24 protein-coding genes are annotated in these 24521 nt (G+C 32.7%); 10 read left to right on the top strand and 14 right to left on the bottom strand.

The window, feature by feature from the left end; translation table 11 throughout:
• The first annotated feature begins 470 nt into the window (after window positions 1-470).
• Both BED47_RS20745 and BED47_RS20750 read left to right on the top strand, forming a co-directional pair.
• A complete protein-coding gene (locus BED47_RS20745; protein WP_069035233.1) occupies window positions 471-1196 on the top strand; it encodes a YwaF family protein in 726 nt (241 codons plus the stop codon).
• Window positions 1197-1330: 134 nt separating this feature from the next.
• On the top strand, window positions 1331-1690 hold the full coding sequence (locus BED47_RS20750; protein WP_091023209.1) for a YgzB family protein: 360 nt from the start codon (window positions 1331-1333) through the stop codon (window positions 1688-1690).
• Window positions 1691-1731: 41 nt separating this feature from the next.
• Here the strand turns inward: BED47_RS20750 and BED47_RS20755 are convergent, their stop codons facing one another.
• The 6 genes from BED47_RS20755 to BED47_RS20780 form a co-directional block, all read right to left on the bottom strand.
• Window positions 1732-2169, bottom strand: coding sequence for a Fur family transcriptional regulator (locus BED47_RS20755; RefSeq protein ID WP_025672070.1), 438 nt, complete (start codon window positions 2167-2169; stop codon window positions 1732-1734).
• A gap of 327 nt (window positions 2170-2496) precedes the next feature.
• Entirely contained in the window at window positions 2497-2961 is a 465-nt protein-coding gene (bcp, locus tag BED47_RS20760; protein WP_069035234.1) for a thioredoxin-dependent thiol peroxidase, read from the bottom strand.
• A 23-nt stretch (window positions 2962-2984) separates the two neighbouring features.
• A complete protein-coding gene (locus BED47_RS20765) occupies window positions 2985-3392 on the bottom strand; it encodes a potassium channel family protein (protein WP_069035235.1) in 408 nt (135 codons plus the stop codon).
• A gap of 52 nt (window positions 3393-3444) precedes the next feature.
• Window positions 3445-4230: an ABC transporter permease gene (locus BED47_RS20770; RefSeq protein WP_069035236.1), complete on the bottom strand. Its 786-nt coding sequence runs from the start codon at window positions 4228-4230 to the stop codon at window positions 3445-3447.
• A 3-nt stretch (window positions 4231-4233) separates the two neighbouring features.
• The gene (locus tag BED47_RS20775) at window positions 4234-5025 is read right to left on the bottom strand and encodes an ABC transporter permease (RefSeq protein ID WP_056468360.1); all 792 of its coding nucleotides are present in this window, start codon (window positions 5023-5025) and stop codon (window positions 4234-4236) included.
• Window positions 5018-6031 carry an ABC transporter ATP-binding protein gene (locus BED47_RS20780; RefSeq protein ID WP_069035237.1) on the bottom strand — a complete coding sequence of 338 codons (1014 nt, stop codon included), beginning with the start codon at window positions 6029-6031 and terminating at the stop codon, window positions 5018-5020. Before BED47_RS20780 ends, BED47_RS20775 begins: the two co-directional genes overlap by 8 nt.
• A gap of 273 nt (window positions 6032-6304) precedes the next feature.
• Here BED47_RS20780 and BED47_RS20785 point away from each other — a divergent pair, with 273 nt between their 5' ends.
• From BED47_RS20785 to BED47_RS20800, 3 genes are all read left to right on the top strand, one after another.
• Window positions 6305-7606, top strand: a complete 1302-nt coding sequence (locus tag BED47_RS20785; RefSeq protein WP_069035238.1) for a glutamate-1-semialdehyde 2,1-aminomutase — start codon at window positions 6305-6307, stop codon at window positions 7604-7606.
• A 95-nt stretch (window positions 7607-7701) separates the two neighbouring features.
• Entirely contained in the window at window positions 7702-12093 is a 4392-nt protein-coding gene (locus BED47_RS20790) for a glutamate synthase-related protein (RefSeq protein ID WP_069035239.1), read from the top strand.
• Window positions 12094-12947: 854 nt separating this feature from the next.
• The gene (locus BED47_RS20800) at window positions 12948-14045 is read left to right on the top strand and encodes an FUSC family protein (RefSeq protein WP_025671835.1); all 1098 of its coding nucleotides are present in this window, start codon (window positions 12948-12950) and stop codon (window positions 14043-14045) included.
• Window positions 14046-14577: 532 nt separating this feature from the next.
• On the opposite strand, the gene BED47_RS20805 is transcribed toward BED47_RS20800, so the two are convergent.
• The 4 genes from BED47_RS20805 to BED47_RS20820 all read right to left on the bottom strand — a co-directional run bounded on the left by BED47_RS20805 (window position 14578) and on the right by BED47_RS20820 (window position 17957).
• Complete coding sequence (locus BED47_RS20805) at window positions 14578-16338, bottom strand: ABC transporter ATP-binding protein (RefSeq protein WP_069035241.1); 1761 nt, start codon at window positions 16336-16338, stop codon at window positions 14578-14580.
• Window positions 16339-16434: 96 nt separating this feature from the next.
• Window positions 16435-16965, bottom strand: a complete 531-nt coding sequence (gene ntdP, locus BED47_RS20810) for a nucleoside tri-diphosphate phosphatase (RefSeq protein WP_025671837.1) — start codon at window positions 16963-16965, stop codon at window positions 16435-16437.
• Window positions 16966-17095: 130 nt separating this feature from the next.
• Window positions 17096-17353 carry a YgaB family protein gene (locus BED47_RS20815; RefSeq protein WP_025671838.1) on the bottom strand — a complete coding sequence of 86 codons (258 nt, stop codon included), beginning with the start codon at window positions 17351-17353 and terminating at the stop codon, window positions 17096-17098.
• Between the two features lie 304 nt (window positions 17354-17657).
• Window positions 17658-17957 (bottom strand): gamma-type small acid-soluble spore protein, encoded by a 300-nt coding sequence (locus BED47_RS20820; protein WP_069035242.1) that lies wholly within the window; start codon window positions 17955-17957, stop codon window positions 17658-17660.
• 130 nt (window positions 17958-18087) lie between these two features.
• On the opposite strand from BED47_RS20820, the gene BED47_RS20825 reads away from it, so the two are divergent.
• Window positions 18088-18312, top strand: a complete 225-nt coding sequence (locus BED47_RS20825; protein WP_069035243.1) for a cytosolic protein — start codon at window positions 18088-18090, stop codon at window positions 18310-18312.
• A gap of 53 nt (window positions 18313-18365) precedes the next feature.
• On the opposite strand, the gene mutY is transcribed toward BED47_RS20825, so the two are convergent.
• Window positions 18366-19463: an A/G-specific adenine glycosylase gene (gene mutY / locus BED47_RS20830; RefSeq protein WP_069035244.1), complete on the bottom strand. Its 1098-nt coding sequence runs from the start codon at window positions 19461-19463 to the stop codon at window positions 18366-18368.
• An 86-nt stretch (window positions 19464-19549) separates the two neighbouring features.
• On the opposite strand from mutY, the gene BED47_RS20835 reads away from it, so the two are divergent.
• Window positions 19550-20527, top strand: coding sequence for a metal-dependent hydrolase (locus BED47_RS20835; protein WP_069035245.1), 978 nt, complete (start codon window positions 19550-19552; stop codon window positions 20525-20527).
• Between the two features lie 47 nt (window positions 20528-20574).
• On the opposite strand, the gene BED47_RS20840 is transcribed toward BED47_RS20835, so the two are convergent.
• Window positions 20575-20853 carry a YfhJ family protein gene (locus BED47_RS20840; protein WP_069035246.1) on the bottom strand — a complete coding sequence of 93 codons (279 nt, stop codon included), beginning with the start codon at window positions 20851-20853 and terminating at the stop codon, window positions 20575-20577.
• Between the two features lie 118 nt (window positions 20854-20971).
• Here BED47_RS20840 and sspK point away from each other — a divergent pair, with 118 nt between their 5' ends.
• Window positions 20972-21127 (top strand): small acid-soluble spore protein K, encoded by a 156-nt coding sequence (gene sspK, locus BED47_RS23360; protein ID WP_084007022.1) that lies wholly within the window; start codon window positions 20972-20974, stop codon window positions 21125-21127.
• Window positions 21128-21145: 18 nt separating this feature from the next.
• On the opposite strand, the gene BED47_RS20845 is transcribed toward sspK, so the two are convergent.
• Complete coding sequence (locus BED47_RS20845) at window positions 21146-21469, bottom strand: YfhH family protein (RefSeq protein WP_069035247.1); 324 nt, start codon at window positions 21467-21469, stop codon at window positions 21146-21148.
• 66 nt (window positions 21470-21535) lie between these two features.
• Window positions 21536-22351, bottom strand: coding sequence for a recombination regulator RecX (gene recX / locus BED47_RS20850; RefSeq protein WP_069035248.1), 816 nt, complete (start codon window positions 22349-22351; stop codon window positions 21536-21538).
• A gap of 79 nt (window positions 22352-22430) precedes the next feature.
• Between recX and BED47_RS20855 the strand changes: the two genes are divergently transcribed.
• On the top strand, window positions 22431-23327 hold the full coding sequence (locus BED47_RS20855) for a TIGR01777 family oxidoreductase (RefSeq protein ID WP_069035249.1): 897 nt from the start codon (window positions 22431-22433) through the stop codon (window positions 23325-23327).
• 18 nt (window positions 23328-23345) lie between these two features.
• The gene (locus BED47_RS20860) at window positions 23346-24476 is read left to right on the top strand and encodes an amidohydrolase (RefSeq protein ID WP_025671592.1); all 1131 of its coding nucleotides are present in this window, start codon (window positions 23346-23348) and stop codon (window positions 24474-24476) included.
• Window positions 24477-24521: the final 45 nt, after the last annotated feature.

Here is a 24521-nt window from a genome sequence, read left to right on the forward strand (position 1 = left end):
GTATTAGGCACGCCGCCAGCGTTCGTCCTGAGCCAGGATCAAACTCTCCATAAAAGTTAAGTTTAAATCTTGTATTGCTCAAAAAACTAATAATTGACGTTTACTTCATGTTTTGTTTAGTTTTCAAAGTTCACTTTGTCGCGTCATTAGCGACTTTTTCATCTTAACATTCTCACAGGAGCCTGTCAACATTTTTTTAAATCTTTTTTCTTTCGACGCCGTTGTCTCTTGGCGACATAGAATAATATAACATCGATAAATCACAACGTCAACACTTTTTAAAAAGTTTTTTCAAAAAAGATGAAAACTCTTTTCTAAAAAAGAATACACATGTGTTTGGACATATAAATAGTAAGTCATAATACTTTAATACAAACAAGCTGAATACACTTAAAAAAAGTACAATGAAAAGATTCTAACAGTAGCGAATTGTTCAATATCATCTATCCGCTTTGAGAGAGGTGTAATTAATGAATGGATTCGTATTGTTTTCAAAGCAACATATATTTACATTATTAATCATTCTCCTCCTTCTTATCTGTTTGTTTTACTTCAGAAATTTAATAAACAATAAGAAAAAAGTAGATATATTCATCCGCACTCTATTAATCGGATCTATGCTTACAGTTGAATTTCTATTATATGGATGGCTTATTAAAACGAAACAGTGGGATTGGGGCGATTCATTACCTCTACAACTATGCGGTATAAGTATGTATCTATGCTGTTATACACTCATTACAAAAAATTATAAAGTTTATGAGATCATTTATTTTTGGGGATTAGCTGGGGCGATCCAAGCTGTACTTACTCCAGATATTAAATATAGTTTTCCTCATTTTAAATATATACAATTTTTCACTACTCACGGAGGAATTATTATTTCTATTTGTTATATGACATTTATCTTTGGATATACTCCAACTCTCCGTTCATTATTAAAGTCCTTCCTCTATTTAATTTTATTGGCTATACCTATTTACTTACTGGATTACGTCATAAAAGGAAACTACTTATTTTTAGGAGTTAAACCTGCTGGAGCAAACTTGTTAGACTTTTTTGGACCATGGCCATATTACTTAATTGTATTAGGCTTAATTCTTATCCCCTATTTTTTGATTTTATATCTCCCAATTCATTTTTCTAACAAAAAGCATCAGATAAACCAAGTACCATCCGATCATACGATTAATTAATGTGAGAATGTCCTGTATTTAGCTTAAATTCAAAATTCATCAATTTCATTAAATAAGTTCGAATTGTTTTCCATGATAGCACTAACATTTCCTATCTCATTTATGCTATATTTACAATGAATGGGGTGGACAAAGTGGCAAAAAAGAAAAGTAGTAAAATTAATAATATAAGAACGTTTGCACTTTCATTATTATTTATTGGCTTCATTATTATGTATGGTGGTGTATTTTTCAGAGAGCATAAGATTGTCATGACGATCTTTATGCTTGTGGGATTTTTAGCCATTATTGGTAGTACAGTTGTTTATTTTTGGATCGGAATGCTGTCTACAAAAACAATTCAAGTCATCTGTCCGAATTGTAACAAAACGACTAAAATGCTTGGTAAAGTTGACATCTGTATGTATTGTAATGAGCCACTTACATTAGATCCTTCATTAGAAGGAAAAGAATTTAATGAAAAATATAATAGCAAACGAGATGCTAAACAATAGCATAATAAATAAAGCACATTACAATTATGTAATGTGCTTTATTATGATAATGTTTTTTCTTTACATTTAGGACAAATACCGTATACTTCCATTCTATGATTAGTTACTTCAAATCCCGTTTCCTTTTCAACATAAAGATTGATTCCTTCTAATCCGTCGTAATGAAAGTCATTCATTTCACCACATTTTTCACAAATAATATGATAATGATCAGTTGTTATATAATCAAAACGACTAGAAGAATCACCGAAGTTTAATTCTTTAACCATTCCTACTTCACGTAATACTCTGAGATTATTGTAAACTGTTGCCACACTCATATTTGGAAATTTTCCCTCAAGTGCTTTATAGATTTCATCAGCAGTTGGATGTGTTCCACTTCCTATTAAATATTCTATAATTGCATGCCTCTGAGGTGTAATACGTACGCCGCTATTCTTTAAATGTAAAATTGCATCTTGAATATTTTCCTTATGCAACGCCGCTCTCCCCGTTTCTATAAAATAGTACCAAAATTAATTACTTATTATTAGTTTATTCAACTGCAAGAATATTTGTCAACTTTTTGAGAATTTCTTAAAAAAATTAACTAAGGCTTGTATTCCATATACTAAAACAAAAAAAATGTGCGAGAATTCTCTCGCACTTCAATATGCTATCATCTGAGGAGGTATGCCCTATACTCCAATATATTCTCTAAAGCAATATAGGTATAGACGAAAAGCTCGATTATTTTAGATAAAACGATTCTTTCTCAAAAAAACTAACATAAATCAAGTTAATTGCCCCAAATAGTTTGTACAATTTTAAGAACGACTAATGACATTATAGACATCTTCAACATGATTCTTTACTCTAACCTTTTGCCATACATTTTCGATACAACCTTCTTCATCAATTAAAAATGTTGTACGTTCTATTCCCATATATTCCTTACCAAAATTATTCTTTAACTTCCATACATCATATAACTTTGCTACTTCAGTTGTTTCGTCCGAAAGTAATAAAAATGGTAATTGATGTTTTTCTATAAATTTTTCATGTCTTTTTATAGGATAAGGACTTATTCCTAAAATGACAGTTCCACTATTCATAAACCTTTCATATGAATCTCTAAAGTCACAAGCTTCCGTAGTACAACCTGGTGTCATATCCTTTGGGTAAAAATAAAGAACTACTTTCTTGCCTCTAAAGTCTGATAAAGTTACATCTTCTCCATTACTTGCTGGTAAAGTAAATTCCGGTGCTTTGATTCCAATTTCAACAGTCATAATAATCTCCTTAATCATAAATATTAACGTTCATCTTTAAATACTTGTAAAACAAAAGCCGCTGGCATCGTATAACCGATGAGCGCTTCAACCATAGCTACCCATCTTCCGATCCCTACTGGTACAATATCCCCATAGCCTACAGACAAAAGGGTGATTGCGCTAAAATATAAGCATAACCCCATTATATGGTAATTAGTCCCTTCAATAGGAATAGTATGCTCAATTAAAATTGGATGTGGCCCGCGCTCCAGTATAAAATACACTGCGCTAAAGCCGATAAGTACCGTTCCATATATTAAAAATAAAAGAATGTAATTATTAATTGAAATAAGACTTTTATTAACTTTGGTAGTTGAAGTATTCCATAAATACACTAGACTATACAAAATTGCAAAGATCGCAATAAAAAAGAAAAAAGCAGTTCCCATTCCAATCACCTCATTTCAATTTATGAAACAAGCTATTGAAATAGAATACTGCTTAGTTACCCGCACCTTTATATTTTTTTACACCTTGGTTCCAAATTAAAACAGAAATAACAAAAACAACTAATCCCATAACAGGCGTTAAAAATGAATAGACATACCATTCACTTCTACGTAGAAAATAAGCAGCCGGATAAACACCAACAAACGCAAATGGTAAAATCCATGTTAATACAAAGCGAATAATTGGATGATAAATATTGATCGGATAACGACCATAGTTTCCTATATTATACATTAAAGGCATAATAGACGTTCTTGCATCTGACCAAAAACCGATACTTGCTAAAGCAATAAAGATTCCGGCATAAACAAACATCCCACCAAAAGCCATTAATAAAAATAAAAATGGATCATACCAAGTGATTGAAAGTCCTAATTTAAACCCTGCATAGATCATAATAATCAATCCAGTAATAGCACCTAGTAACGATTCTAACTCCATTTTCTCTAATACTACTTGAAAAAGACTATGAATTGGTCGGGTTAAAATACGATCAAACTCTCCCTTTACAATGTAACGATCATTAAAATCCCATATATTAAAAAATGAACCAAAAAGAGCAAACGGAACTAAAAAGAAACCATAAATGAATACAATTTCGTCTCTGTTCCATCCTTCAATAAGTGAAGTATGATTGAAAACTAGTAATATAAAAATTAAATTTACCGCCTGAGCCATCAAATCTGATAAAAATGACAAAAAGAAGTTTGCTCTATATTGTAATTTCGTTTTTAAATATTGACCTGAATATTGAAGAAATATATTTAAATAAAACATTCTTTAACCCCCTTGTATAACAAGATGCTTTTTAGCTTTATACCATATAAGAGTAATAGGGATACATAAAATAATAATCCAAATTACTTGAAATAAAAGGCCTCTTAAAATCAATTCACCTTTTATGCCTTGAGCAAAAATCATACTAGGAATATAGCTGATTCCTTGAAATGGTAAGTACTTCATTACATCTTGTGCCCAAACCGGAAAGAACGTGATCGGAATCGTTAAACCTGAAAATAAATCAATGATGACACGTTTAGCTTGAATAAATCCCATATTGTTTTGAAGGAAGAATGCCATTAAACCAGTTAATAAATTCAATTGTGTATTAATTGCAAAACTGAAAATCGAAGCAATCAAAAATAATCCTAAAGTTTTTAAATTAAATGAAACATCTAATCGAAAAATTAAAGCAACTATAATAAAGCCTGGAATTGAAAAGAAAAAGAATCTGAATATCCCCTCGCCTAATCCTTGCATCACTTTAGTAAGTAAATAGTTATAAGGTCTAATAAGTTCTATTGCTACTTTACCTTCTACAATTTCTTCAGCAATTTCACGGTCAAGATTATTAAAATAAAACGCCCTTGCCATCCAAGCAATCGCTACATAAGTAGTCATCTGGTTAACTGAAACACCTTGAATTGACCCTTGGTGACCGTAGATCGCTTTCCATAAAAAGAAATAAGCACCTATATTAATTGTATAAATAACAATCCCGGTATAATAATTAGTACGATACGCTAACATCATTAAAAAACGGATTCGAATGATTTCAATATACTTACTCATTACTTATACCTTCTTGGTAGATGTTTCGTATAATTTCTTCTGTAGAAATCTCTAACATCTTCATATCTTTAACAGGATTTGACTGAACTACTTTTGCAATAATCATAGAAATAAGTGTTTCATCATTCGGTAATGTAACACTCCAAATATTTTCGCCTTCTTCTTCCTTCCATTTTACATCCGTTCGTCCGATCAATTCATTTAATGTAGTATGATTTACTGGTTTAATAAACTGGAATTGAATTTCTTTCTCTTCGCCCCATTGACCTTTTAACTGTTCAAGTTTTCCATCATAAATGATTTTTCCTTCATCTAACATAACTACTCGATCACATAATGCCTCAATATCAGAAATATCATGGGTTGTTAAAAGAATTGTTGTGCCATATTTTTGGTTTAACTCTTTTAAAAACTCGCGAATTTTTAATTTTACTAATACATCTAATCCAATTGTTGGCTCATCTAAAAATAATAAGGGTGGATTATGAATTAAAGCAGCTGCTAATTCACATCTCATTCTTTGACCTAAAGATAACTTTCTTACAGGTTGATCTAATAAAGGCTCAATATCCAAAGTCTTAATAATATATCCCATATGTTCTTCGTATTGCTTATCTGGTACTTGATAAACCTTTTTTAGTAATCGAAATGATTCTTGTACTGCAATATCCCACCATAATTGAGATCTTTGCCCAAATACGACACCTATTGATTTAACAAACCGCTCTCGATCTTTTTGAGGGTGATAACCATTAACTGTTACATCTCCAGAAGTAGGCGTTAGTATTCCCGTCAACATTTTAATTGTAGTCGACTTCCCTGCACCATTCTCCCCGATATAAGCCATCATTTCACCTTTTTTCACAGAAAAGCTTATATTATTAACGGCTGTTTTTGTTCTATAGTTTCTTGTAAACAAATCTCTAAATGCACCTTTTACACCAGAGCGACTCAAGAAAGTTTTAAATTCTTTGTGTAAGTTTTGAACTTCGATTATGTTTTCCATAAGACTTCCTCCATTTTTTATTCCGTCGCTTAGTGTATTTGAAATAAGAACTAAGTACAATAAAAAAGTACTAAAAAGTAGTTTCCAATTTTTTTCGTACTATTTTTGTGAAAAATATCGATTCTACAAAATGTTCAAATTTCTTTTCAAATTGTAAAGGCTTACATTTACCACGCGCTAAAATTTCGTGCTAGAATGTAATTTAACCACATAAATAATGTAAAGATGCCGGTTAAATTCTTTCATTTTTTTATCAATAATGGGAGGTACTCCATGAATAATCAAAAATCAATTGAAATACATAATGAAGCTTTAGAACACATCGTTGGAGGAGTAAACAGTCCTTCAAGATCGTTTAAAGCAGTTGGTGGCGGAGCTCCTGTCACAATGAAGCGTGCAAAAGGCGCATATTTTTGGGATGTTGATGGCAATCAATATATAGATTATTTAGCAGCATACGGTCCTATTATTACTGGCCACGCTCACCCTCATATCACAGCTGCAATCACAAAAGCAGCAGAAAATGGTGTCCTTTACGGTACTCCTCATGAACTTGAAGTACAATTTGCCAAAATGCTAAAAGAAGCGATTCCTAGTATGGATAAAGTCAGATTTACAAATTCAGGTACTGAGTCCGTAATGACAACTATTCGTGTAGCGAGAGCATACACTGGTCGCACTAAAATCGTTAAATTTGCTGGATGCTATCACGGTCATTCAGATTTAGTACTAGTTGCTGCAGGTTCTGGACCATCTACTCTTGGTACTCCTGATTCCGCTGGTGTACCACAAAGCATAGCTAATGAAGTGATTACAGTTCCATTTAATGACATTGAGGCATATGCAGAAACAATGGAAAAGTGGGGTCATGAAGTAGCTGGTGTTCTTGTTGAGCCAATCGTCGGTAACTTCGGAATCGTTGAACCAAAAGAAGGATTTTTAGAAGCTGTAAATGACATTACGCACAACCATGGTGCATTAGTCATTTATGATGAAGTGATTACTGCCTTCAGATTTATGTATGGTGGAGCACAAAATTTATTAGGAATTGAACCAGACTTAACAGCTCTTGGCAAGATTATAGGCGGTGGATTACCGATTGGAGCTTATGGTGGTAAAAAAGAAATTATGGAAACAGTTGCCCCACTTGGTCCTGCATATCAAGCTGGTACGATGGCAGGTAATCCAGCATCAATTGCAGCTGGAATTGCATGTCTTGAAGTATTACAACAAGAAGGTGTCTATGAAGAATTAGATCGTCTAGGTGCAATTCTTGAAAAAGGTATTCAGGAAAAAGCAGATGAGCACAACATCCATATAAAAATCAACCGCTTAAAAGGTGCCTTAACTGTCTATTTCAACGTTGACGAAGTAACGAATTATGAAGAAGCAAAAGAATCAGATGGAGAAGTTTTCGGTAGATTTTTTAAACTTCTTTTAGAAGCAGGTATTAATCTAGCGCCATCGAAATACGAAGCTTGGTTCTTAACTACAGCTCATACTGAACAAGATGTTCATCAAACTATTAACGCTGTTGGAAACGCGTTCCTAAAATTATCTACGATTAAACTATGATATATCTGAGGTCACTACAACTTGAAGTGACCTCTATTCATACATAGTTAATTCTGAATAATCAATTTTTTTACCATAAATTAGGAGGTAGTTAAATGAAATTTCAAACGAAAACAGAATGGTCACCAGGTTTATTTAGAGATTATTACAATAACGAACATGATGCATGTGGGATCGTAGCCTTTATCAATCGTTCAATAACTCAAACAAGAGATACGATCGATATTGCTGCCGAAAGTTTACGAAAGATGAATCATCGAGCGGGATTTACAAACGGTGAAGGTGATGGTGTCGGAATTCAGACTGACATACCTACTCTGCTTTGGCAAGAAAAACTTACATCTGTAGGAATTAGTCCTGAAGTTGTTTCACACCCTTCATTTACAGTAGGACATTTCTTCTTAGATGAAAAATCAGAAATACAAACTTTGCTTCAAATTTTTGAGGAAAATGGTTATGAAACTTTATATCATAGTTGTAATCAAACCTTTACTTCAGCACTTGGTCCGATCGCTCAAGCAGTAGAACCTGAGTTCTTACAAGTAGCTTTACTCCCAATTACAAATCACCAAAGCACAACCCTATTTGATTTAACAAATATTATTAGCAAAAAAACAAATGTAACTGTTGTCTCTCTTAGTCAATCAACTTGTGTTTATAAAGTAATGGGAACAATCGATACTTTATTGTCATACTATTCAGATTTACAGCACCCTAATTTCCAATCATCTGTTGTGGTAGGTCATAATCGATACTCAACAAACACATCTTCTTCGTTTTCAAGAGTTCAACCATTTAGCATGCTAGCTCATAATGGAGAAATTAATACAATCGAACAATTAAGAATTGAAGCAAAACAAATTGGCGCAAATATTAAGCATGGAAATAGTGATTCACAAGATGTAAATATAACACTTGAGACGCTTATTCATAAATATAACTACTCATTAAAAGAAGCAATGGAACTGTTATTCCCACCTGTACCTGCAGAATATGAATCAGATCCAGAAGTAAACACCATTTACAATACGATTCGAAGTACATTTGGACCATATTGTCAAGGTCCAGCAGGTGTACTTACAAGAGAAGGAAATGAATTTGTTGCTAGTGTGGACGCTTTAGGTTTACGTCCTGTTTGGTTACTTGAAACAAATGATTATTATGTATTTTCATCCGAGCAAGGCATCCTTTCTCCAGAATTATTTATAGCCGAGCCACATGCTCTTTCACCTGGAGAAAAAGTCGGTATTAATTTACTAAAAGACCGTGCTCAACTATTAACACACCGTGAATTAACGCATTTCGTTACAACGAAATTAAACGAAAAATTAACAATGAATCTAGCAAATAAAGAAGCTAATTCAGCTGATTACGTGGAACACTCACCTCCTTCAATTCATCCGTTTGAATATGGAGCTTTTGGATGGCAAAAGGAACAAATCCAGTTAGTTGAACAAATGGCCGAAAAAGGTGCAGAACCTATTCGTTCATTAGGGCATGACGCACCACTAGCATGTTTAGATGAAACTAGAAAAAATCTTTCTGACTTTATGAAAGAAACAGTCGCAGTAGTAACGAACCCTGCGATCGATCGCGATCGTGAAACAGAGCATTTCTCTATTTCTGTCATATTAGGAAAAAGGCCATCCATTTCAAAGAATGATTCAGGAATTGTTTTTCAACTCCCTTCTCCGATATTAGGTGATGGTTTTGTAGGAAATACGCTAAAAGCTAATCGTCAACAACTTACGTATGAAGAAATTCTAAATCTATATCAATTGGAAAATAAACTTTATACAATTCAAAGTACATTTTCTAATTTACCTTTAGAAGAAACATTGTCCCAATATAAATACGAAGCAGTAGAAGCTGTAAAAAATGGTGCAGAATGTATTGTTATTACAGATGATGAAGCTCATAAAAATAATCAATACTGGATTGATCCGGCCCTTATTACAGCAATAATCCATAATGGACTTGTGAATGCTAAATTAAGAAGAAACTGTTCGATTGTCTTAAAGACAGCTGCTGTCCGTAATCTTCACGATTTAATGGTAATGAAAGGTTTAGGAGCAGATGCAATTAATCCTCATTTCCTTTTTGGAACTATTTCAGAATTGGAAGCTCCTGAAAAAATAGTAAAACTTTATGATGTTTTAAATAAAGGAATCGAAAAAGTAATATCAACAATAGGTATGCATGAGCTACGAGGCTATGCAAAAATGTTCAGTAGCATTGGATTACAAGAAGATATCGCTTCGTCTTTAGGAATTATAAACTTCTTCGGAGATCAAACAGTTTCAGGTTTCAAATTATTAGAGGCTGATTCGAAAAAACGTTTTGAAGATTACAACGCAAATAACGCAGCTATGCCAAAATCTTTCCATGTATTCCCTCGAATTTGGAAAGCTATTGGAGAAACGGCACAAACAGGTAGTTATGAAACATACCGTCAAAAATTAAATCAAATTGAAGAAGAGCGACCAACTACAGTACGTCATGCGCTTTCTCTAGTTGAGAGTAGAAAACCAGTTGATTCAAGTCAAGTTTCATTAGAAATAGGCACTCACTCACTACCATTTATTATCAGTTCTATGTCATTCGGATCTCAAAATGAAGTTGCTTTTAGAGCATATGCTGAAGGTGCAAATCGACTGAATATGATTAGCTTAAATGGTGAAGGTGGAGAAATCCAAGATATGATTGGAAAATATCCAAACACTCGTGGACAGCAAATTGCTTCAGGGCGATTCGGAGTTAATGCTAACTTACTTCACTCTTCTAACTTAATTGAGATTAAAATTGGTCAAGGTGCAAAACCTGGTGAAGGTGGCCATTTACCAGCTTCAAAGGTTACACAAAAAATTGCGGAAACGAGAAATGCAACACTTGGTTCTGATTTAATATCACCTTCAAATAATCATGATATTTATTCAATTGAAGATTTAGCTCAAATGATTAGTGAAATTAAAGCTGTTAATCCAAAAGCAAAAGTTGCTGTAAAAGTCCCTGTTGTTCCTAATATCGGCACAATAGCTGTTGGTATTGCAAAAGCGGGTGCAAACTTTATCAATATTAGCGGTTTTGATGGAGGAACTGGTGCTGCCCGTGTTCATGCAATTCAAAATGTAGGTTTACCAGTTGAAATTGGTGTTCGTGCAGCCCACAATGCACTACTAGAATCTGGTTTACGTAATTCTGTTGAGATTTGGGCAGATGGCGGAATGAAAAGCGTAAATGATGTAGTAAAAATGATGATTTTAGGTGCAAACCGAATCGGATTTGGAACTTTATCAATGATTGCAATCGGTTGTACAACATGTCGTGGTTGTCATTTAGATACATGCCACGTTGGTATTGCAACACAAATCGAGTCAGAAATTGAAGCAATGCGTCACGGTTTAAGAAAATTCACACCTAGACAACTAGAAACAGCAGTAACAAATTTAGTACAATTCTTCACTGCATTCAAAGATGAATTGCAAGTGATTGTTGGTTCATTAGGAGTAAAAAATGCTCAAGAGCTTGTTGGTAAAACTGAATTCTTAAAACAAACAAGATTTTTAGATACGCTAAGTTTAACTAATTTATTATCTACTAATAAAATTGAGGATAAAGAATATGTACTTTCGAATGGAGAATCTGCTAAAGTACTTCAAAGTAATGACGTTGGGGTTTATGCAAAGGTTGACAATGAATATCGCCATGCTGGCAGTTTATTAATCCATGACCTAGTAGTAAAAAAACAAACGCAAGGTGTAGCTTCCCCTGTCGAGATTAGCTTCGAGGATCAATCCATTCCTGGAAATGGATTAGGAACCTATACAGTAGAAGATTATTCTATATTCGTTCAAGGCGGAGCTCAAGATGGTGTTGCGAAAACTGCTTTTGGTGGAACGATATTTATTAGTAAAGCTGTAGGAGCTAACGGACAATTCTTTGGTGGTTCGGTCGGAAAATGCTTTGCATATGGAGCACAAAAAGGACAATTCTTTATCCAAGGTAACGCTGACTCGCGAGCAGGCATTCGTTTATCAGGAGCAGATGTTGTAATTGGTGGCCGTAACCATTCTAGTCAATCTATTTCACAGAAAACTCGCCTTGGTGCAAAAGCAAATATAAACGGTTTTGCTTTTGAATATATGACTGGTGGTCGTGCAGTTGTTTTAGGAGATCCAGGTCCATGGATGTGTGCGGGCATGACTGGCGGAGTAATCTACGTTCGAAACTCATCTGAATTAGGCCTTACTAAGGAAGCTTACCAAAATCGAATCGCAAAAGGTGCAAGTGTAAGCATTGTACCAGTCGATGAAACTGGTAAAAACGATCTAAATGAATTGTTAGAGAAATATATATCACTTTTAACTCAGCATAATCAGCATGACGAAGCTGAATTCGTTCAAAGTTTATTAGACGACATTGAACAAAACTTCTTACAAATTAAACCTAAAAAAGAACAAGCGGATCCGTCTGTTTCAACTGAATGATTTTATAAAAAAGAAGCGAAATATTTTCGCTTCTTTTTTCATCGTTTTGAAATATAAAATGGGTAATAGGAAAAAAGGACAAGAATTGAACATTTATTTATTGATGAAATTATCATTTTTTATGATCTATTAATTGGTTTTATATGTTATCTGTTAGAGCAATTTATGATTTCAATAACACTAGAAATGGTCTTTTTCATAAGTTAAAAATTATGATCTAACTTTTAGAAAAACAAATTCTACTGATTAGATTAATTAATGGTCGATATTAATTGACCTACAAACTGATTTGATATACAACAATAGGTTACGCTAAGTAAAGGCTATTTGATTAGGATTTATTGCAGACTTTTTTTGATGAATAAGTTGATTGGAACGAAAGGGTGCTCGACTCCTATGGGATTAGCGGGAAGGCTGAGACCCCACAGGTTTGCCGAGGAGGCTAAAGAATCTCGCCCCATGGAAAGCGAGCATTCTGTAGTGGAAATCAACATCACTCTACTCCTTTTACGAAAATTTGGTATTTTATTGACAAGGTTATTTTTCATAGCTCTACCACCTTTTTAATAGTAAAACCCTTTCATTTTTAAGTTCGAAATCTTTTAATTTAACTAATAATTTAATCTTTTTTCTCATTCATATATTTAACATAATTTATTAAAAAATTGTATTGATAATGCGTGTAGTTCATTGTATAGTTACAGGATGTTACATGAGAAAAAGTAAAAGTTACTTTTAACTGAAGTAATTTTGAAAAACACTCGATGTAATAAATAGTAGATTAGTAGTAATATAGTTAAACGTTCATATTTCATTACAAGCATTAAGCTAGACAAACAAAAAGGAGTAATACAATGAGATTAGGAGCGCGTGTTCTAAAAACTGGTATAGCTATTACGCTCGCCATTTATAGCGCGATGTTTTTTGATTTATCAACAGCTTCGATTGCAGGTATCTCTGCTATTTCGGCATTAAAATCATCAGTAAACCAATCATATAAGTCGTTAATTGAACAACTTCAAGCTAACTTGATTGGTGCGATACTGGCAATTATTGCAGTGATTACTCTAGGGAATAATCCAGTCATTATAGGATTTACATGTATTCTCGTGATTATCATTACATTAAAACTAAAACTCGAAAATACAATTGCTACAACTTTAGTTACTGTTGTCGTTATTATGGAGGTAAGTACAAGTACCGAACACTTTGCCATTTTTACTTTCGATCGTATTTTGGCAGTAACAATTGGTGTTTTAGCTGCATCATTTGTAAATATTTTCTTAATGCCTCCAAATTATGAAAAAAAATTATCTCGTGGCATGATTTCGATCACTGAACAAACAAATAAATTAATGATGATGGCTCTACACAAAACTGTTAGCCATAATGGATTAAAAGATGAAATTTATCAATTAAAAGAAATCATGAGAAATGTTACGAAAATATATCGCTTATACAAAGAAGACCGAATCATTCTTGTTGGTCGTAAGAAAAAAGAGCATGAAAAATCTCGTAAAATCGTATTGTTTAGACAAATGCTTGTCACAGCCGATAACGCATTTGATACGTTAAAAGCTTTAAACCGATTAGAATATGAAATTAATGCATCTCCGAAAGAGTTCCAAGATTTAATTAAAAATGAACTAACATGCTTAATGCAATACCATGAGCATGCATTAATGAAATTAATTGGGAAAGTAAACTGTGATCAAACCTCCCCACTTCATAGAGAAGAAAATATTTTAAAAGATAAATTAACAAAGGCATTCTTGGACCACCATGATCTTAATGACGAAGAGAAACAAAAAACATGGTTGCATTTATTCCAAGTAGTATCTGCCATTTTAGAATATAGTGAAAATGTTGAGCATTTAAATACACTCGTTGATAGCCATCAAACTTATCACAAAGAATACCAAGTTCAAGTTGAACAGGTTGAAACAATGTAAAGCCTCCAATTGTGGAGGCTTTTTATTTTTGGTTTAAATCAAAGTAAGTGGGGTATCTCGATGGTGTTCTTAAATTTGATATTGATTTTTTCAATCCTTGCCATGATAAATAGCCGATTTTTATCCATTTTCAGATCATTTGGACGGAATTTAGAGTGATATTGCTCGTTTCCTGCAGAGAGTATCTATTTTCGGGCGATTATTCTGTGGGAATACGATAACCGGTATAGGTAATTTATAATCGTATTTGCGATTCTTGAAACTTTAATTGCAGTTTTGCTTATTTTATTTGCGATTCTTGATTCCTTAATTGCAGTTCTGCCAATTTTATTTGCTATTTCCGCATATTAATTGCTGTTCGTTGTTTAATTTACACTTTAACTTCAATTATTCACATATTCACAGTTTGCGATCTTCTCACACTAATTTGCAGTACAGATTTAATTCGTCAATACACTTCTTCTTACAAAATGTATTTACACAGCTTCAAATACAAAAAAGCACAAAGAATTTCTTTGTGCTAACTAATCTTCTATACCGAACTCGAGCTAGTTTCTAAATTTTGAATTTCAAACAAATGATAGTAAGCTTCTTTTTTAGCCATTAATTCCTCATGAGAACCAATTTCGACAATATGACCTTGATCAATATAAACGATTTTATCCACATGTGTAATGGTAGATAATCTATGTGCAATAAATATTGTTGTACGGTTCTTTGCTAGTTCTTGAATTGCGTCTTGGATATACCTTTCATTTTCTAAATCAAGAGCTGAAGTAGCTTCATCAAATATTAGAATGGAAGGATTTCTTAAAAATACACGGGCAATAGCTACACGTTGTTTTTGACCACCAGAAAGCTTTACTCCTCTTTCCCCAACAAGCGTGTCATATCCATCTGGTAAACTCATGATAAAATCATGTGCATTGGCTGCTTTGGCAGCTGCAATAATTTCTTCTTCACTAGCACTCGGATTCCCATAATGAATATTCGATTTTACAGTATCACTAAATAGAAAATTGTCTTGTAAAACGATACCGATTTTTTCACGCATACTTTTTAAATCAAAATCCCTTATGTCGACACCATCAATTTTAATAGACCCTTTTGTTACGTCATAAAAACGTGGTATTAAACTAACTAACGAAGATTTTCCTCCACCACTCGATCCAACCAATGCAATCTTTTGACCAGGTTCAATTTGAAAAGTTACATCTTGAATGACCTCATCATCAACGGCATTATATTGAAAAGATACGTGATTAAAGTGTATTTGACCATCTAACTTCTTTGCATAAATTGGATTTTCCCTATTAACGATGTCATACTTTTCATCCATTAATTCAAAGACACGGTCCATCGATGCAAATGATTGTGTTAATGCTGTTGAAGAATTCGCTAATCTTCTAAGCGGATCATATAAACGATCAATATATCCAACGAACGCTACCATCTCTCCAAGTGTTAAGTGACCATGGATAACTTGATATGCAGAGAATCCGATAATTAATAATGGTCCAATATCAGTTAATGTATTTATAATTGTAAACGTACTCGCATTCCAGCCTGTATGTTTAAGAGCACGATCTAAAAACTCACCATTTTTTTCTTTAAATAGTCCGCTTTCATAATCTTCTAATGCAAAACTACGTGTTACTTGCATTCCCTGAATTCTTTCTGTTAAGAATCCTTGTAAAACAGCTAAAGCTTGAGATCTTTGACGAGTCAAAAATCGAAGTCGACCGAAAAAGTACTTTACTGCTAATGTATAAAATGGCAGCACGATTAATGATACAAGCGTTAACTTTACATCCATTGTTAACATGATTGTTACTGTAATTAAGATTGTAATTAAGTCTAACCAAACATTCATTAACCCAGTAATAACAAAGTCTTTAGTCGATTCAACATCATTTATTACTCGTGAAATGACTTCACCTGTCTTTGCATTAGCATAATATCTTAAGCTGAGTTTTTGTAAATGTTTAAATAAATGATCTCTAATGTCAAATAAAATTCGACTACCGATATATTGAGCATAATACTGTCTGAAATACTCAATAGGTGGTCTTACAATAACAAAAATTCCAAATGCAATTAACATAATGTAAATAAGATGTGAACTTTTAGTTGCAATTGGTAATGATGAATTAATGATATTATCAACTACATATTTTAATAAAAACGGTAATATTAATGGGATTCCAAATTTAACGATACCGACAGCAATCGTTATAAAAATATGAAATCGATATGGTTTAACAAATTTTAAATAACGTTTAATACTTCCCATATTTTCATCCTTTCATATCATTCAAAAAGAAACTGTTGAGCAATCTCTTTGAGATGATTAATTCTCAAAAAGACTTAGTCCGCTCAACAGTTTCGATTAATCACGATACATTAAGAATCGTTCATACCAATTATCAATAAAATCGGTAGCAAACGGCCCTTTTCGTTGATGAATTAATTCCTTTAAATAACCTAAGTTCTTTTTTAAGATTGGGTCAATAATAGGAGGATAATTCATTATTTGTCGATGATTCTCATATTCATCTTCATCTAACAGCACGTAAGTCATGTCTGGAAAAACTTTAATATCTAGATCATAGTCAATATACTTAATGGCACCATCTTCATAGACAAATGGTGAGCTAATATTACAGTAATAGTAAACTCCATCTTCTCTAATCATTCCAATGACATTAAACCAATAATCCATATCAAAGTAACAAATTGCTGGCTCTCGTGTAACCCATGTTCTACCGTCCGATTCAGTTACAAGCGTGCGATCATTTGCGCCAATTACTAACTGCTGCGTCCCTTTTAAAATGGTTGTCTCTTCCCATATACGATGAATATGTCCATTATGTTTGTAACTATGTATCTGTATTTTTTCTCCTGGTTTGGGAACGTTCATTGTTTCTCCCTTCTTTCTAGTGTGGACGCATTTCAACACTTTATTTATACTTTACACTTCTATTATAACTAGTTCTTATCCATTTTTAAACAAAAGGGAGGTTAATTTGGTAAAATGACCCATTGTTTTTTTATTTTAATGCAATTTTCCTCTCATCTGAGAAAGATTTAATTATTTGCTGTGTTTGTATTAGAAAGGTGTCTTGGATAGCTTTTAATTCAGATCTCATTATATGTATTTCATCTTGGATAGAAGACAATTTTGACAAATCCTCTAATTCAAATAGTTGGTTTTCAATTTCTTGACATCGTTCAATTTCTTCTTGAATCTTTATTAACTGATCCATTGTTTCAAGCTGACGACTTACCAATTCATCGAATACTTGCATACCATTCACCATCCTTATTTCATTATTACACTATTTCTTGAAAACTAACATAATCCCTTTGACTACATTTGACGATATTTGACTATTGAGAAGAAATTAATAATTCTATGTAGATTTTAAATGTTGGGCATAAATACACGAAGGTAAAAGAGCACCCTTAATATAAGGGTGCTCTTTTTGAACGTTCTTTATAACAACTAGACTGCATGATCTCTCATCAGACAGGAAGATGAATATAGAAAGTAAATTACTTTACTCACTACTCTCATCAACAGCGCACTTCTAGTAAGTTTCTTTTAGGTTATTATTGTTGGTTTTGTTGTCCAAAGTTGCTAGAAGAAGATCTTTGTGCAGATTTTGCATTTGCTTCTCTCACAGCTTGAACATCAGTTTCACTTGCAAACTCTTGTCCAAAACTTTGGTTTTGTTGTCCAAAGTTTTTAGATGCAGCTTTTTGAGTAGATTGTGCATTAGCTCCTCTAACTGCTTGAACATCAGTTTCACTTGAAAACTCTTGTCCAAAACTTTGGTTTTGTTGTTTTACTTTGCCAATGTTAGTTCCAGATGCTGTTTTTCCAGCATTGAATTGATTGTTGTTGTTCATGATTTATCACCTCCACGAATAATATGATGTCCATTAATCGGAGTAATATGTAAAAAACTTTACTTTATTTTTTTGTTTAATGAACTGTTCGAGTGGAAAACTATGAGAAGAAATTTAAAGGAGGCTTATTATGTACGTTGGCAGAGATCTTTCAGAATTATCTATGACTCCAAAAACTCATTGGAAAGATAGTGAATTGGAATACTATCATCATTCGTTTCAGCAAATTACTGGTTATTTAAACATCGAAGGTAGCACAATGCAAAAAGAAATCATAAAAGAAATTGAATCACGTGGTGGTCTTCATAGAAATGAAGCAGACTGGACTAGTGGTACTCGCCCTACTTTTGACTAAAATCACTCTTAAACCACAAGAACCCCAACTCTTTGTTGGGGTTCTTTGTTTCATTACTGAAGCTTTTCGATTTGCTGATAAATTTTTTGATGAACTACCGGAAACGGGAGCTCTTTACACTCATCTAATGTTACCCATTTTTGATTACTTGTTAATTTACCCTCATTAATTACATCTCCAACATATACTTCCATTTTCCATACAAGATGTGAAAAAACATGCTCAATATTAAATTGATAAGATAATCCTTCAACTACTAATTGAGATTCTTGATTTAAGAAAAAGCTAAGTGTATCACTTTTAGATAACATCGTTGATTGCAATTCAGCAGTTGGAAACTCCCACATATTAGCAAGTAATCCACTAGAAGGTCTTTGTTGAATTAAATATTGATTTTTTCTATTCTTAATGACACCAACTGCTAAATTAATTGGTTTTGGTGCCTTCTTTTTACTTTTTATAGGTAAATCAGTCACAACTCCAGTTTCAAAAGCTAAACATTGTTCTCTCACAGGACATAATAAACATGCAGGATTTGTTGGTGTACAAATTAATGCACCAAGCTCCATTAAACCTTGATTAAAAGAAGACGGATCTTCATGACTAATTAAAGCTCTTACAGCTTGTTCAAAAACTTTCCGATTTTTCGGTACACCAATGTCTTCCCAAATTGTTAATATTCTAGATAATACCCTCATTACATTCCCATCAACGGCTGGCTCTGGTTTACCGTATGCAATACTAAGGATCGCTCCAGCAGTATAAGGTCCTACACCTTTTAATTTACTTATTAATTCTGGCGTATTTGGCACTTTACCTGAATACTCTTCATGGACTTCTCGGACAGCCGATTGTAAATTTCTAGCTCTAGAATAATAACCAAGTCCTTCCCATGCTTTTAGTACTTTTTCTTCCTCGGCATTCGCCAAGTCAGCAATAGTAGGGAAATTTTGCATAAACTTATTATAAAAAGGGATTACTGTATCTACACGTGTTTGCTGAAGCATTATTTCTGAAACCCATACTCGATATGGGTCTTTATTCTTTCTCCAAGGTAAATCTCTTTGTTCTGCTAAAAACCAATTAACTAAATTATTTTTAAAGTCATTTTTGGGGAAAACTTCTAATGTCGTATTTAAATCATTATTCATAACTTATACCTTTCTGTAACATCTATATGTTTTTGTTAATAGTCAATACTATAAAATTTAAAAGGGTAAGTAAAGGGAGGAACTACATGGATACTGGTACTCATCTTGTAATGGGATTTACACTTGGCGGATTAGCAACCCTGAGTCCAATTGTCCTACATGACCCACATTTGACAAACTCACTCTTATTAACAACAATCATCGGATCACAATTACCAGACAGTGACACGATATTAAAATTAAGAAATAACGCAAAATATTTAAAACATCATCGTGGAATTACGCATTCAATTCCAGCAGTCATTTTATGGACATTATCACTTTCTGCCATTATGACATTATTTAATAATAGAGAACACTTTGGACTCTATTTATTTTGGTCTTTCCTAGCAGTAAGTGTACACGTATTTGTTGATTTATTTAATGCTTATGGAACCCAAGCACTAAGGCCTTTTTCAAAACGCTGGATTGCTTTTGGTATCATAAATACTTTCGATCCAATTATTTTTGCAATCCATTTAGTTGGAGTTCCTTTTGTTATTTTTCATTTTAGAGCCGGTCCGATCTGTGTCATGCTCTATTTCATTATGATTTTTTACTATGCGTTTAGATATCGACAAAAACAAATCGTGATTCAAACAGTCACAAAAAAATTGCCGGATGTAAAACGTGTCTATGTTTCACCTTCTATAAAATACACTCATTATCATATTGTAGCAAGTACAGATTCTCATCATTACGTTGGTAAAATAAAGAAAAGAATCTTTAAAATCCACGACGTATTTAAAAGGATCCCGTTACCAGTAATTGAAGACGTAAAAGCAGCCTTTAAGGATGAAAACGTTAAATCATTCCTGGCATTTTCACCAGTTTATATTTGGGAATTGATTGGACATGACGACCATAAAGAATTAAGATTAATCGATTTAAGGTACAGGACTGAAACATACTACCCATTTGTTGCAGTAGTCAAATTTGACTATGAACATAATATTATTAGTTCATTCACTGGCTGGATCTTTAGTGAGAAAAAATTACAGAAAAAACTAAAAGCGGAACCATGAAAAACAAAAAATAACCCTTAGCAATTTTTTTGCTAAGGGTTATTTTTTTAATGAAGAAGATTATCTTTCTCTTTCGTTTCTATAATTTCTAATCCTGGTGGCTTTGCAATTTTTATATCTGTTTCATGCAAATATTTTCCATATTGGAATATAAATTGTTGAACAACCTTTTTAGACATTTTTTCTCCATGATATTCTCCAGCTTTAGCATAAGTTGCTTCAAAATCTTCCCATAGCCATTCAACCCAAATTTTTGCTTGTGAGTATGTTAAATGACTATTTTCTTTTAGTAATAGCTCAGTTAATTGCTCTAAATATTTCTCCATATAATTACACCTTCCAATTTTTAAACATTTATTATCATCATATCTAAATTCAAAATGGTCATCATATTGATGATGGTTCGTTTCATCAATTCGTTTTAATCACTAGGAGGGTTTTAAGATGACAACAAAAAGTGAACGTTTTTCAAAACAAAAGCATGATATGGCTATTGATGGTAATATAGATTACAAATCACAAAATGCTTCTATCCGTCCAAATGGGAGCATTAATACAAATCCGCGAGATCGTATGGCAAAAAGTAATCGTGATGAATAGAAAATTTAACCAGGGTTTTTACATCCCTGGTTTCTTTAATAGTGCGATTGGGATTCCTATTTCTTCCTCACTAGTACTTTTATGACCCCAAGCAAAAATACCATTCATATATGTGATCATAAATAATACACCTGGTTCTTCAATTAATTCATATTGCTCGCCAGGAATAAATTGACTTGCGTCTAATAAATATGATTGAGCCATCGTTTTTTTACGTAGTATTACTTCAAGTTCATTGATCATATCCATTTGTTCAGCTTTTCTAGCTTGATGATTCAAATTGCTGATTTCTTGAACTAATTCATCTTTTGTTAAGTCACTATATCGTTTTGGAATTTCCATTTTAAGTCTCCTCTAAATCATTTAGATATTTTTATTATATCAAGCTAATAACAGACAACCAATTTTTTAGTATTCTTCCTCTTCTAAAATTAAAATTGCTTTTTCAATTAAATCAATTGGGAAACCTTTTCGAAATAATGCTGTTTTCATTTTTTGAGTATATTCCCAGCCACTTAATTTATCATATTTCTTTTTCGCTTTTCTAGCATGTATTAAAAGAGTTTGTAATTCATCATCTTCTTCACTTTCATATTGTGTTTCTTCAATTGCAATCGAAGTGATGTTTGCAGAATATCCTTTTCTTCTCAGTAGTTCTTCAAGCTTTGCCTTTTTTTGATTTGTTGAGTACTTCGAAAGTGAAGAAACCTTTTTTTGACAGAGTGAAATAGCATGTTGAATTTGTTTATCTTTTGAAAATAAAATTAAGCTTTTCTCTATTACAGAATTTTGAATCCCTTTTGCTAGTAGTTCATTCTTAATGATTGTTGGTCCTTTTAAAGTCGTATTTATAGACGTGCGGACATAGCTTTCAGCGTATTTTTCTTCATTAATATACCCTTCTTCTACAAGTCGGATAATTGTAGTTTGGATTGTATCAATTAAGAATTCTTGCTTTGTTAAATATTGTTCTATTTCTTTTTTTGTTCTCATCATTCTAGATAAATAAACAATACTAGATAGATATGCCTTTCTAAGTTGATCGGCATTTAATATCTCTTCTAGTTCAAATGGCTCAAATGATTGACCTTTTTTTATGTTAAATTTAACAAGAGTATCAGCATCTACACTAAATGAATACTCTTCACCATTCCCACTATCTGTATAAATATTAAATCGTTCTTTATTTAATTTTTGAACTTGAATTTTCGTTATTATAGACATAATTTACCTCAAAATAAATTTTGTTTTTATGTACACATAAAAATAATAATATCATATTATGTATTAAGGAGATGCGTGGATGAAGATTCTTCTTACAGGCGGTACAGGGTTTATTGGATCTCAATTAATAAATGAATTTATTCGACATGAATTTCAATGTTATATTGTCACAAGAAATATAAGAACATCATCTAATCCATTTATTACTTATATTAATTGGGATCAATTAACCTCGAATTCTTTTGGGGAGTCCATTGATGTAGTCATTAACTTAGCCGGTGAATCAATAAACAGCGGTAGGTGGACTAAACAATTAAAAGACAAAATTTTACAAAGTCGTATAAAATCTACAAATATTCTAATTACATGGTTTGAAAGACAAGCCCATCGTCCAAAACTTTTTATTAATGCTAGCGCAATAGGGTTTTATGGAACCTCGGGATCTATAACTTTTAATGAAGATGACAAGCCTATTTCAAATGATTTTTTAGCATCAACTGTAAGAGAATGGGAAACTGTTGCCAGAAAAGCTGAGGAACTGGGAATTCGGACTATTCTCGCTAGATTTGGTCTTGTTTTAGGGTTAAATGGTGGAGCACTTCCAAAAATGATTTTGCCTTATAAATTGTTTATGGGTGGTCCAATCGGAAAAGGTACCCAGTGGATATCTTGGATTCATGAGAAGGATGTTGTTGGACTAATTCTTCATTCGATAAAAAATAACGAAATTAGAGGGCCAATCAATTTAGTGTCACCTAATCCAGTAACAATGAACGAGTTTAGCAGATCCCTTTCAGCAGCTTTACATCGACCAAATCTATTGAAAGTTCCTAATTTTGCCCTTCAATTATTACTAGGTGAAATGAGTATGCTAGTTTTAGAAGGTCAAAAAGTTATTCCTTCTAAAGCCATTCAAACTAATTATAACTTTCAATTCCCAACTTTAAAAGAAGCTTTACTGTTAACTTTAAATTAGTTTTTGAAAGGATTTATCATGAATCTATTATTTAAAAATGCAACCATTTTTCCCATTACATCTCAAGTTTTATATAACCATGATTTGTTAATTGAAAATGGGAAAATTAAAGAAATTGCACCTGAGATTTTTTCGATTGAAGATCAAACAATTGTCATAGAATGTGCAGGAAAACCACTATTTCCAGGTTTTATTGATGTACACACTCACTTAGGACTATATGACGAAGGAACTGGTTGGGCTGGAAATGATGCGAATGAAACAATTGAAGTATTGACTCCACATATTCGATCAATGGATGGAATATTGCCACTTGATGTTGCTTTTACTGATGCAATCCAACATGGAATTACAACAGCTCATATTATGCCTGGTAGTGGAAATGTAATTGGTGGAACAACTTGTACAATTAAAACATATGGTAAAAGTGTCGATAAAATGATTATTCAAGAACCGTCTGGATTGAAAATCGCTTTTGGTGAAAATCCAAAAAGAACTCATAGTAACGGGAATAAAGAATCAATTACTAGAATGGGTATTATGGGAATGCTTCGTGAAGCATTCTATGAAGCTAAAAACTCGCATAACCCAGATGACTTTCGAATTTTACCAATTATTAAAGCTTTAAATAGAGAAATTCCAGTACGAATTCATGCTCATCGTGCAGATGATATTTTATCAGCTATACGTTTTGGAGAAGAATTTAACTTAGATATACGAATTGAACATTGTACAGAAGGTCATTTAATTATTGACCATCTAAAGGATCGAAACCTTCAAGTATCTGTTGGTCCTACATTAACTAGACGTTCAAAAATCGAATTAAAAAATAAATCCTGGACTACATACAAAGCTCTTGCTGATATTGGGGTAAGTGTTTCAATTACAACTGACCACCCTTATACGCCAATTCAGTATTTAAATGTATGTGCAGCTATAGCAGTTCGAGAAGGTTTACCTGAGCTCGAAGCTTTAAAAGCAATTACGATTAATCCAGCAAAAAATCTTAATTTATCTCATAGAATTGGTAGCTTAGAAATTGGTAAAGATGGTGATGTAGTATTATGGTCCCATCATCCGTTTCATTATATGGCTAAACCATTACTCACTGTCATAGATGGTAGAATTGTGTATAAAAATATCGAATAATTTTAGTTTGCAATTTGAACAAAATCGTTTATTATAGTATAGTAA

It is taken from the genome of Gottfriedia luciferensis (genome assembly GCF_001712755.1).
Taxonomy (GTDB): domain Bacteria; phylum Bacillota; class Bacilli; order Bacillales; family Bacillaceae_G; genus Gottfriedia; species Gottfriedia luciferensis_B.